Below are 12082 nucleotides of genomic sequence, written 5' to 3' on the forward strand. Positions count from 1 at the left end.
CTATATACCAATGAAAAAAAATCTAACCATCGGAAGCCTTAGCTTCCTCTTACCACTCATAAGTGCCGCCCAAGACACTACACAATCTCCTACTACACAAACCGCCACTACACACGTAATGAAAGCTGTCGCCAGCGAAGGTTTCTCCCTCGAAAGTTTTTCCCGTGGCGTCGTAGGTATGATTACCCTTCTGTTTATCGCCTATATTTTTAGTAGTAATAGGCGTGCTATCAATTGGAAAACTATTGGCATTGGCTTAGCCCTGCAACTCTCCATTGCTATAGGTATCCTAAAAGTAGGTTTTATACAAGACGCCTTCGATTTCGCCGGTAGCATCTTCGTGCTGATATTAGATTTTACAAGGGCAGGCAGTCAGTTCCTCCTCGGTAGCTTAGTCGATACCAACAGCGTTGGCTATATCTTCGTCTTCCAAGTGCTCCCCACCATCATTTTCTTTTCAGCACTCACCTCCTTGTTGTTCTACTTAGGCGTTATTCAAGTAATAGTGCGAGGTATGGCGTGGGCACTGTCTAAACTGCTCAATATCTCAGGTGCCGAAAGCCTTTCGGTTACAGGCAACATCTTCCTCGGTCAAACCGAAGCCCCTCTGATGATTAAAGCCTATTTAGCTAAAATGACTCGCTCCGAAATCCTCCTTGTAATGATTGGCGGAATGGCTACCGTCGCAGGAGGCGTAATGGCAGCTTATATCCAATACCTCGGTGGCGACGACCCCCAAATGCGCTTGCTCTTCGCACGCCACCTCTTGGCAGCTTCCGTAATGGCAGCCCCAGGCGCTATCGTGATTTCCAAAATGCTATGCCCTCAAACCGAACAGTTCTCTAACGATTCTCACGTCTCTATGGATAACGTCGGCTCTAACGTACTCGATGCTATCGCCAACGGTACTACCGAAGGTCTCAAGCTCGCCGCCAATGTAGCCGCAATGTTATTGGTATTTGTCGCTTTTATCGCAATGATTAACTATTTCTTTAATTGGGTAGGAGATCATACTTACCTCAACAATATCATCGCTCAAAACACCCCTTATACCGGACTCTCCTTAGAAATGATTTTAGGAACCGTTTTCTCACCCGTTATGTGGCTCGCAGGTATCGCCAAAGAAGACGTTATGCTGATGGGGCAACTACTCGGTGTCAAACTCGCCTCTTCTGAGTTTGTAGCTTACACTCAATTAGGTGTTTTAAAGGATATGGCAAGTGCTCCTCACTTGATGTATAACAAGTCCATCATTATGGCTACTTATATGCTCTGCGGATTTGCCAATTTCGCCTCCATAGGCATTCAAATAGGCGGTATAGGAGCCTTAGCCCCCAACCAACGAAAAACCCTCTCACAATTCGGCTTAAAAGCCGTTCTCGGGGGTACTTTAGCCTCCTTGATGTCCGCCACCATCGCCGGAATGATTATTGGGTAATCCCATTTCATTAAACAAGAACAAAAATAATATCAACTTTCAAAGTTTTTTTTCATCACTATACTCCGCTCTTGGGGGCAAACCTCAAGAGCAGAGTATGTATATAGGGACTTATCAGATTTATCCGATTTGTCCGACTCCCCGTCCAACTTCTCTCTCCAACTAATCTACTAATTCCCTAATTCTCTAATTTCCCACCTGCCCGTGCGTCTCTCATTTCCCTTTTCTTTTGCCACAAAACCCTATTATTGGCTTTTTCCTATTCACTCTTAACTACTAACTCTCAACTCTTTACATAGTCATTGTATAACAATCGTCCAAGATTCGTATAAGCTTCCTATAAGCTTTGTATAAGCTAACCATACCCATTTTACCTTTTCTCTTTTACCTTTTACCCAAAAACTCCCTTCCGTTTCCCTTCGCTATCTTCTGAAAACTCTAATACATCTCTTTTGCGTCGCTAATTCCCCCTCTCTGAGGGGGCTAGGGGGAGGTAACCTCCCCTTTGAGGGTTGTCGGCAACTGCCGAGTAAGTGAATCAGGGGGAGGTTATTCATATATCCTTTCCCAAACTTTTACTACCTGTCGCGCTACGACCTCGCACCTCTGAATTATCCCACTTATCCGAAAAATCCGACGATCCCAGCGAATCGCACCTCAAAATTTCTAGAAAAATCCAACTTATCCGAAAAATCTGACTCCACCACACTTTACCAAAGTTTCCACTTTTATTCACAATTTACTTTTGTTAGACTATAAAAATCTACTCACATTAAAAAGAAAGCTATTTATATTAAATCCATATAGAAGACTTCGTAGTACTTTTGCCCCGTTAATTAAACACTTGATAAAATGATTCGCAATTTACTGTATATTACAGCTTTTAACAAGAAAAGTACGTGGCAAAGCGTACTGTGGGAAATAGTGCATAACGGTTTTATCACAGCTCCGTCGGGCATATTACTCATAATATTATGGGAGCTTTTTAAACTGCAACCCAATCTGTCCCTTATCTGGGAAATGGTAGCCCTAATGGGCATCCTACTCCTGTTACAGTTCTTCGTTGCCTCGCGCACCCTTGTGTCGTCCAACCTATTAGTATATGGTATTTCCGAAAAAGTACGCATTCGCTTAGGTAATCATATCCAAAAATTCTCATTAGGTTTCTTCAAAAAGCGCGACCCCGGCGAAATAGCTTCAGTGATTATGCAAGATGTTGCCTCGTTTGAGCATATTTTCAGTCACAGTTTTGGCAATTTAGCGGCCGCTCTTTTCGGTACACTTATGCTCTCAGGATTCCTCTTCTATTGTGATTGGCGACTCACCCTTTGTTTGTTCATTGGCATTCTACTGGTAATACCATTCTTAAAGCTCGGTATTTTTATGGTCGATAAATGGGAACTCAGCAAAGGGCAAGTAAAGGCACGAAACGAAGTATCAGCTAAATTCTTGGAATATGTACAAGGAATACGACACCTAAAATCCTATGGTCTTACAGGTAATAATTACCGAATGCTCGAAAAGGCTTATGATAATTTGCGCAAAAAGAGTATCCGCTTAGAAGCCGTACCAGGCCCGTTTGTAATGCTCTCGTTCACCATCTTAGAAATAGGTTTTGTGTTGATGCTTGCTTTAGGTTTGTATTATCTTACTCATAACACTATTACCATACCAGTGCTCATCGTCTTCTTGATTTTGGGTTATATTTTGTACAACCCCATCAAAGTAGTATTGGTGGATTACCTGATGTTGCGCTATATGAACGAAAGTTTGAATCGCGTAATTGAAGTACTCAAAGCTCCTACTATGGAAACCGATAAGAACGAGTTCCCTTCTCATTTCAATATCTTTTTTGAGAATGTAGGTTTCTCGTATTTAGACAATAAAACTACGCTGAGAGGTCTTAATTTCAACATTCCTGAACACAGTATGGTAGCTTTGGTAGGGCATTCAGGTTCTGGCAAGACTACTATTGCCTCGCTCATTGCCCGCTTTTGGGACGTGAATGAGGGGCGTATTACCATTGGTGGAGTAGATATCAGGCATATACCACAAGAACATTTTTACGGACTTATCAGCGAAGTTTTTCAAGAGGTTTATCTTTTTGATGATACTATTTATAACAACATCAAAGTAGGTAATCCTAATGCTACTGAAAGCCAAATTATAGAGGCTGCCGAGCGTGCACAGGTGCTCTCATTTGCGTGGGAATTACCTCAAGGAATGTACACGCCTGTAGGTGAAGGCGGAAATAGGCTATCAGGCGGACAAAAGCAACGTATCAGCATCGCACGTGCCCTACTGAAAGATGCGCCTATTATCCTTTTAGACGAAGCTACTGCAAGTCTCGACCCCGAAAATGAGATTTACATACAGCAAGCCATTCAAGAATTGGTGAAAGATAAAACCGTAGTAGTGATTGCTCACAAACTCTCTACCATTCAAAACGCCGATAAAATATTGGTGTTAGAAGAAGGACGTATCGCTGAAGAAGGTACGCACCAACAGCTTTTAGCACAAAAAGGAATTTATGAACGTCTTTGGACTTTGCAACAACAAGCAGGAGGATGGAAAACAATAAACAATTGACAATATAAATCAAGAGTTAAGAGTTTAAAAAATAATTTATTATTTTCTAAGGATTATATTATTTATATAATGATGACCGTTACCAACTCCCCCTTTGGAGGGGGAAGGGGGGGAGGTTTAAACTTTTTATTAATTCACACTTTATGAAAAGATTATTACAAATAGCAGGGCAGCGCAAAGCTTTACTCTTTGCCTCCTGCACTTTAGCCGTTATACACGCAGTGTTGAGTTTGGTACCTTACGCTTTGGTGTTCTATATCATTCGCGAACTCACTCAGCAAGTACCCAACTTCACAGTAGCACAACAATATGTAATTTATGCCATAGTGATGCTTGTGGTGAGTATGCTCGCATTCTTTTTATCGGGTATCTTATCGCATATCGCAGCTTTCAATATTCTTTATGACCTCAGGAAGACGATTACCGAAAAGGTAGGCGTATTGCCAATGGGGTATTTGTCTAACAAAAACTCGGGAGTTTTTAAGAAGATTATTTCCGACGATGTAGAGCGCATCGAAACGTTTATCGCTCACCAAATCCCCGATTTTGTAAAGGCAATAGCTCTACCGTTATTCACTTTGGGCTATTTGTTCAGTCAGGATTGGCGGTTAGCACTTGTGAGTTGCTTGCCTTTAGCAGTGCTTTTGCTGATTTTTCCTATTATGTTTGGCGGGAAGAACAAGAATCTCACCCAGCAATACCACCAATCGTTAGAAGAGATGAGTGCAGGCATTGTAGAATATGTGCGCGCTATGCCCGTGATGAAAATATTCCAGCAATCGGCTGAAAGTTTTGAGAAATACGGCAAGAAAGTAGTAGCTTTTAACCGTTTTGTAAGCGATTGGATACGCCATAGTTCGCCCCCTTATGCTATTTTTATGAGCTTTGCCAGCAATGCAATGTTGCCCGTATTAGCTTTGGGCTTATACCTCTATTTCCATAATGGGGTAACCCTTGCTACAATGCTCTTCTTCCTTATCTTAGGCACAGGCTATATGCGTCCCGTGTTTGCCATTAGCAATATGGCTATGCAACTGCAACTCATTGAACAAGGAGTAGAGAAAATAGATGAAATTCTGCAAGAGCCTAACCTGCCCGAAGGACATAGCACCCAACCGCCTACCCATTACGACATTTGTTTTGAGAAAGTAGGTTTTGCGTACGATAACGAAAACTATGTGCTCAATAATATCAGCTTTACAGCCAAAGAAGGTACGATTACTGCCTTAGTAGGACCTTCAGGCGCGGGTAAAAGCACGGTAGGGCAACTGCTCTCTCGCTTTTGGGATTGCCAAGAAGGACGCATTACTATCGGCGGAATTGATATTAAAGACCTCCCCACCGATATACTGATGCAACAAATATCGTTTGTGTTTCAGGATAGCTTTATGTTTCAACAAACGATGTACGACAATATTCGTATGGGAATGGACAAAACTAAAGAAGAAGTAATGGCAGCTGCCAAAGCAGCTCAGCTACACGATTTTATTACAAGTCTACCCGATGGATATAATACTCTATTCGGTCAGCAGGGGGTGCACCTTAGCGGAGGCGAACAACAACGCTTTCAGTTGGCACGAGCAATACTCAAAAATGCGCCTATCCTCATTTTAGACGAAGCCACTGCCTTTGCCGACCCTGAAAATGAGTACAAGATACAGCAGGCATTTAATACTCTTATCCGTAACAAAACAGTATTTGTAATAGCCCATCGCTTGAGTACTATCACTTCAGCTAACCAAATTATTGTGTTTGACAAAGGAGAAATCAATGGTATAGGAACTCATAACGAGTTGTTACAGACAAATGAACTGTATCAGCGAATGTGGAATGCCCATAACCGCGCTAAAGAATGGGCGTTGTAGGAAAGGGTATAAAACAAAAAAAGCACTTACATTTGTAAGTGCTTTTTTTGTTGCTCCCCCTACTGGACTTGAACCAGTGACCCTCTGATTAACAGTCGGCTCTGGTTATAAATCACATTTTATAACATTCTTATTATCAACAATATGCAAAACGACAAAAGTGTGATTTTAGCTATTTTTCCTATTTCTTACCTTGTCGGCAAGTTTGCTTGTAACTAATTGTATACAAATGTATTATACTCTTCTTAATCGTAGTTTTCTATTGTATTTAATAGTCGTTCCTTGTAAAGGTATATATCATCTAAGGAGTCGATAAGCACCTTTTCTGAGCTATCTTTGCCTTTGTCGAAAAACTCAATATACTTTTTAATTCCGTTGAAGTGTAGGCGGCAAATAGGCTTGCGGTTATTGTCGTCTAACAGTATGCCGAAATATGTAATAGCGTCACGGTAAGCAATGCGTGAAGCAGGGAGTTTTTCTCTAAGGATAGCCTTAACGATTTGGAAACCTTCGATTTCCTCTTCAGTAGTTATAATTCTGTTGTCGTCTTCTTGTAGTTCTTCTTCTGTTTCTTGTTTTGGATGTTCCTTTTCATTAATGTTTAAAGCACTTTTTAAACGTGCGTTGATAGTATCATTAAAGTATGAGGTAATCGCTCTTTTCAGATACCCATTAAAAGTTTCCAATCGGTTAGATGTAATTTGTTTATCAAAGAACCTACGAGCGAGCAATTTTATAAAATCATCGGAAGGCTCTTGTATTTCATTCTCAAACTCATTTCTGAATGCTCGAACGTATTTAAGAGCTTCAGCACTTTCAAGTATATTATCAATGCTAAAAGTCGCCTTTGTAAATTTTACTAACTCTTTAATAGTGCTGTCTTTGAGGTTAGCGAGATTGACAGTTAGAAATGGATTGTTATCCATTACATTTGGCTTCTCAAGGTCGGTAAAAAAATTATAAATAATGCCATTGGTGATGATAGCGAAGCGGGTGTCGGTTACGTGGTAGTAACGGTGAAGTTGTGAGGTATAAGCGTCCACATTTTCTTCCAATGCTTGCATTCTACAATAAGTATTACTTGGTCGTCCTTCTTAATCACGTAGTCTACTTTTTCGCCTTTCTTAGTACCAATGTCAGCAACAAATTCGGGTATCACTTCAGTAGGATTAAACACATCATACCCTAATATTTGCAGGAACGGCATAATGAAAGCGTTTTTAGTAGCCTCTTCGGTGTTTATTTGGTCTTTAAGGCTTTCAACTCTGCTGTAGAGTTGTTCTAACTTAGTTTTTAGTTCTACTTCTATTTCCATTGGTTTTATGTTTTTTTGTATTACATTCTTTCTCTATTTAAACACCCCATTACAGCGTGAAAAGAGCGGATAATGCTAAGAGGGTATTCACGGTCTTCGTATTTAGGGTTTTCGCTTGCTAATATTACGTGTTTATCATCTGAACCTTTTCGCACGTACTTAATATTAGCATCTCCATTATCAAATACCACCACGTAAGGATGTCCAAAAACTAAATACACAAAATCTACTGGTTTCACTCCTATCATATCCCCTGCTTTGTACTTTGGGTACATACTATCACCATAAACATTAATAAAAGTCATATCCTTACCAAATTCAGGTAGATATACAGGTATACGAACAGTCTCGTCATTAAAGTTTGTTATATCAAAACCAGCTGAAGCGCTCACCTCTGGGTAATAATACCCTGTAGGTTTCCCTTTAGGTTCTCCTATAACGTTTTCTTGATAGTATTCTCTTACTTCCTCTGCGTATTGAGATAGTATTTCTCTTTGTTCGTCCGATAGTTCAGCATCCCCCCACTGAAAATCTTTGAGTGTCTTTTGAGGTATACCTGTTTTTTCGCTTATATCACTGAGAGGAATATCGTAGTCTTTGCGGTCTACCTTAAGAAATGTTACTAACTCATCTTCTTCCTCTTCTATAAGCATTCCACCATTGCCTGTTAGTAACCAATTCTCATTAATTTCAGGAAAAGCGTTTACAACCTTTGAGATTAGCCCCTCAGTTAGGTACTTTTCCTCTCCATTTAAAGCAGCAGAAAGATTAGTTCGTCCAAAATCTATTTTTTCTGCTATAAGCGTTTGATTTGCGTACTCGGTACTTCCCTTTATGTACCGAATGGCTTTTTTGAGCCTATCAGCTAAATTTTTTATACTACTTTTTGTAGTATTTAAATTATTTTCCATACCTTTGCACTTTAAAATTAAACATTTGTATTATGACTTCAGAAAGTGAACTAAAAACGTACATTCAGAACTTGGAAACACTGCTTTATATGTCTTACAGAGATAAAGCGGGATATCAAGTGTTATTTCCTCTTATTAGCAAAAAAACTTCTTTTGAAAAAAAGATTATTATTGCGGAAAATGGGGTAAATGTGATTATGCAACAAGGGCTTAATAAAGCCCAGCTTAAAGAGCTCGAAGAATTAAACGAGGCAAAGTTTTAAATACTTGAAACTCTAACTTTAGGACTTTCTCCTTTCGGCGCATTAGTATTAAAACAAACGGGGACTGAGAATTTTAGCCGATTTACAACGGTATTTTTCTCAGTTTCCGTTTTTTCGTTGATACTTTTACCTCCTATATCTATATTTAACAAAGAGACTACTTTTAATAAAGCTGTCGCTTGTTTATTGTCTTTTCCAGTAGTATCTGTACTATCTTCAATAGTTACAATTAAATCAAAATCAATTGACTGCACCTGACGTTCATATCCTTTCTTATCAATATGCACCTTACCCATATGCAAGGTGGGATTGACAAGCACATCACTATCTTTTAATTCCTCGATAGCATCATCTATGCCTTTTGACACTTCTATAATAGCATTTTTTACAAATTCTGATAAAGATAAGCTACTCATAACAAAAAATATATATTATTAAAAATCAATCAATTACAAAAATATAATAAAATTAGCACTAAAAAAGTTAGTAAAAAATTTGTAGATACTAATTTTTGTAGTATATTTGCACCGTCAAACTGATAGTAACAATATTTAGCCGTTTTGACTTGGCAAAAATACTAAAAAGATATGAAACTGACAAACAAAGCAAAAGAAAAAATGAAAGATAAGGCTACAATGAGAGCCTTAGAAGATAGTTTGAATAAGACTATATGGACGCTACATAAGTGGCGAGCAGAGAGCAACACCCGCTTTTATAGAAGCTCAGAGGCTGTTAGAGAAAAATTTCTTGAAATCATAGAGCTAACAGAAGAAGAGGCTTTTGAAAGTGAGTGATAAAGACTAAAAGTATAATATATTAAGGTATGAATAAACAACAGCGCATACGACACTTAAAAAGTAAGATAAAAGAATTTGAGGTAACGAAATTCTGTCTTGAATCAGCGATAAGAACTCTTACAAATGAGATTATTCGCACTAATGACGAGCTTGCTATTGTGGAAGGTAGCAAGCCGTCTTCTAAAAGACAAAAGAAAGTGGTAGATATATCAAAGTATGAGGCGCAGTTTTTCGCCGAATGCGAACGCTACCGACAAAATAGCTAACAAAAAAGCGACACTTCACAGCGTCGCCTAACAAATTTATTAATCTAATAATTTTATAATTACGATGGCAAAATTACAACAAAAAATGGAAACAGACAAACAAAATAGCCAAATTCTTCTAATTGGTGGCTATGTAACCTTAGACGGCAAGCGCTTTGGCGATTGTGAACCATTTGAAAAAGAGGCGTTTAACGAGGCTTTAAGGGATTTTATTAATCCTTTAAAAAGTGATTTCAAAACTTTATTACAGGGTCTTGTATCACCTCTATTACTTCAGTATGATATGAAAGAAGACGAAGAAGAAACAATTCCTACTGCTATTTTTAATCAGTTAAAGGGAGCTTTGAAGCCAGAGAAGTACAACACCCCTGAGGGGTGGTGGTATTTAAAAGCGACTTGTGGCTGTTACACTATGCGCCTATCGGGTAATTACTATCAGGGTGAGCTTGAAACAGAAGCTGAAATATATAAAGTTGTTGGTAAACACACTATATACCTTAATACTACAGATGACCAATGGGCTACTTTGGTAGGCGAGATAGAGAATGAGTATGAGAGACTTATTGAAGAGCGTAGGGAAGACGAACGCAATAGGCGTGATGAGCGCGCCTCTCACGATTTAGGTATATTCATAACACTTTAAAATCTTACCGCAATGAAATTACAGATTAAATACGACATCGGCAATAATGTATATGTTTATTACTTAGGGGGTGTTGTGCCCGCCAAAGTAGATACTATTGAAGTAGAAGCGTGGCAAGATAATATAAATATATCGTACTGTTTGATGTTTGAAGACGGCAACAGCCACAATTTTACTGAGGGCGAAATATTTGCCGACAAACAAGAGGCTACAAACTACCTCTTAACACACGATTAAGTAAAATCTCCAATTAATTCATACGTGAAAAATGCCGTGCGAGAGCACGAAAACTTAAAAAATAGCAATACCGCACGGCATTTTCTTTAAGAAATAACAAATTAAACATACAAAACCAATGAAAGAAGAACAATTAATAACATTGCAACAGCCTCCGATTATCATCTATGAGAAAATAAAAGCAGTAGGGCAACAGATTGAGGCTAAAATCGCTGAGTTAAACCTCGATAACCAATTAGTAACCGAAGAAACGGTAAAGAGTGCCAAAAACACTCGCACGATGTTACGTAAGGAACTTGATGCGTTTGAGACACAGCGCAAACTCATCAAAGAAAAAGTGAATGAACCTTACGAGGCTTTTGAAAGGGCGTATAAAGAGCATATCAAAGTACACTATGACAAGGCAGATATCACACTTAAAACGAAAATTGATGAGGTGCAAAACCTTTTATTAGACGACAAGCGTGCACGTATCAAAGAGTATTTTACCGAGTTATGCAAGGCACAAAATACCGAGTCCCTCATCTTTGAACGGTTACCACTTAATATTACGCTTTCTGCTTCAGATAAGAGCCTAAAAGAGCAAGTGGCAAACTTTATAGGCGAGGTTACAAAGAGCATTGAATTTATCGAAAGCCTTTCAGAAGCTGACGAACTCAAAGCTGAAATACTTGCCGAGTACAAGCAAACGCTTGACGTAACGACAGCGGTACGCAATGCACAATATCGCAAGCAACAGCGCGAAGCCGAGTTGCAACGTATCGAGGCGCAAAAAGCAGCAGCAGAGCAAGCGAGATTAGCGTTTATACAAGCACGACAAGAGGCAGCACCCTTGCAAGCACCTACACCAGTAGTACCTGTGCAACCAGCACCACAAGAGCAACCAGCGCAAGCAGTAGCAGAACCTACACAAGCACCTGAATTGCTACAAGCAACGTTTACCGTAGTAGACACAAGAGAGCAATTACAAGCCTTAAAACAGTATATCATTAGTAATAACATTCAAATATTATAGCACAATGGAAAATCAAACATTACAAACAGCAGTGTTGCAAACGCAACCTTCAAAATCAAAAAACGGAGAAACAGAGTACAAAGTAGCGGGCGAACCTGTTAAACTATCTTACAATATCGTACGCTCATACTTAACAAGGGGCAATGCAACGGTAACCGACCAAGAGGTGGCTATGTTCATTAGTATTTGTAAATACAACCAATTAAACCCTTTCCTTAATGAGGCGTACCTCATTAAGTTCGGAAACAATCCTGCTCAAATGATTGTTAGCAAAGAAGCACTAATGAAGCGTGCTGAAGCTAATCCAAGTTACGACGGCTTAGAGGCTGGGCTTATCTTATTACGAAATAATGAGATAATAGAGGTTGAGGGTAATTTTCACCTGCCTACAGACGACATATTAGGAGCGTGGGCAAAAGTGTACAGAAAAGACCGCTCAAAGCCTTTTGTGGCAAAAGTTAATCTTAGCGAATATGACAAGAAACAAAGTAGCTGGAACGACAAAAAAGCTACAATGATAGCCAAAGTAGCCAAAGTGCAAGCCTTGCGTGAGGCGTTCCCAATGCAATTAGGGGCTATGTACACCCAAGAAGAGCAGGGCGTTGTAGAGACTCAAGTGCGTGTGGTGATAGACACAGAGGTTATCGAGCAAAACGAACCTACTGAGAATGCACAACCTATACAACCAGTGACAAGTAAAGAGCCTAATAAGGTAGATTTTAAAGACGTATAAAAATGAAAAC

The 12082-nt window shown here is 39.3% G+C and carries 12 protein-coding genes and 1 pseudogene; 10 read left to right on the forward strand and 3 right to left on the reverse strand.

Features of this window, described 5'->3' with window-relative positions; translation table 11 throughout:
* Positions 1-10: 10 nt before the first annotated feature.
* The 3 genes from RCZ04_RS01925 to RCZ04_RS01935 all read left to right on the forward strand — a co-directional run bounded on the left by RCZ04_RS01925 (position 11) and on the right by RCZ04_RS01935 (position 5892).
* Positions 11-1438 carry a NupC/NupG family nucleoside CNT transporter gene (locus RCZ04_RS01925; RefSeq protein ID WP_460484244.1) on the forward strand — a complete coding sequence of 476 codons (1428 nt, stop codon included), beginning with the start codon at positions 11-13 and terminating at the stop codon, positions 1436-1438.
* Between the two features lie 852 nt (positions 1439-2290).
* A complete protein-coding gene (locus RCZ04_RS01930; protein ID WP_460484245.1) occupies positions 2291-4027 on the forward strand; it encodes an ABC transporter ATP-binding protein in 1737 nt (578 codons plus the stop codon).
* 143 nt (positions 4028-4170) lie between these two features.
* A complete protein-coding gene (locus RCZ04_RS01935; protein ID WP_460484246.1) occupies positions 4171-5892 on the forward strand; it encodes an ABC transporter ATP-binding protein in 1722 nt (573 codons plus the stop codon).
* 245 nt (positions 5893-6137) lie between these two features.
* Here the strand turns inward: RCZ04_RS01935 and RCZ04_RS01940 are convergent.
* Together RCZ04_RS01940 and RCZ04_RS01945 are read right to left on the reverse strand one after the other, a co-directional pair.
* A pseudogene (locus RCZ04_RS01940) lies at positions 6138-7207 on the reverse strand (type I restriction enzyme HsdR N-terminal domain-containing protein).
* A gap of 20 nt (positions 7208-7227) precedes the next feature.
* A complete protein-coding gene (locus RCZ04_RS01945) occupies positions 7228-8118 on the reverse strand; it encodes a S24 family peptidase (protein ID WP_460484247.1) in 891 nt (296 codons plus the stop codon).
* A gap of 32 nt (positions 8119-8150) precedes the next feature.
* On the opposite strand from RCZ04_RS01945, the gene RCZ04_RS01950 reads away from it, so the two are divergent.
* Positions 8151-8381, forward strand: coding sequence for a hypothetical protein (locus tag RCZ04_RS01950; RefSeq protein WP_460484248.1), 231 nt, complete (start codon positions 8151-8153; stop codon positions 8379-8381).
* Here RCZ04_RS01950 and RCZ04_RS01955 read toward each other — a convergent pair.
* Positions 8378-8797, reverse strand: coding sequence for a hypothetical protein (locus RCZ04_RS01955; protein WP_460484249.1), 420 nt, complete (start codon positions 8795-8797; stop codon positions 8378-8380). The genes RCZ04_RS01950 and RCZ04_RS01955 overlap by 4 nt on opposite strands.
* Positions 8798-8968: 171 nt before the next feature.
* Between RCZ04_RS01955 and RCZ04_RS01960 the strand changes: the two genes are divergently transcribed.
* The 6 genes from RCZ04_RS01960 to bet all read left to right on the forward strand — a co-directional run bounded on the left by RCZ04_RS01960 (position 8969) and on the right by bet (position 12072).
* On the forward strand, positions 8969-9175 hold the full coding sequence (locus RCZ04_RS01960) for a hypothetical protein (RefSeq protein ID WP_460484250.1): 207 nt from the start codon (positions 8969-8971) through the stop codon (positions 9173-9175).
* 29 nt (positions 9176-9204) lie between these two features.
* Entirely contained in the window at positions 9205-9444 is a 240-nt protein-coding gene (locus RCZ04_RS01965; protein ID WP_460484251.1) for a hypothetical protein, read from the forward strand.
* Positions 9445-9508: 64 nt separating this feature from the next.
* Positions 9509-10087: a hypothetical protein gene (locus RCZ04_RS01970; RefSeq protein ID WP_460484252.1), complete on the forward strand. Its 579-nt coding sequence runs from the start codon at positions 9509-9511 to the stop codon at positions 10085-10087.
* Positions 10088-10099: 12 nt separating this feature from the next.
* Positions 10100-10324, forward strand: coding sequence for a hypothetical protein (locus RCZ04_RS01975; RefSeq protein WP_460484253.1), 225 nt, complete (start codon positions 10100-10102; stop codon positions 10322-10324).
* A 118-nt stretch (positions 10325-10442) separates the two neighbouring features.
* Entirely contained in the window at positions 10443-11339 is an 897-nt protein-coding gene (locus RCZ04_RS01980; RefSeq protein WP_460484254.1) for a DUF1351 domain-containing protein, read from the forward strand.
* A 4-nt stretch (positions 11340-11343) separates the two neighbouring features.
* Complete coding sequence (gene bet, locus RCZ04_RS01985; RefSeq protein ID WP_460484255.1) at positions 11344-12072, forward strand: recombinase family protein; 729 nt, start codon at positions 11344-11346, stop codon at positions 12070-12072.
* Positions 12073-12082: the final 10 nt, after the last annotated feature.

The sequence above is a fragment of the Capnocytophaga sp. HP1101 genome, assembly GCF_054772415.1.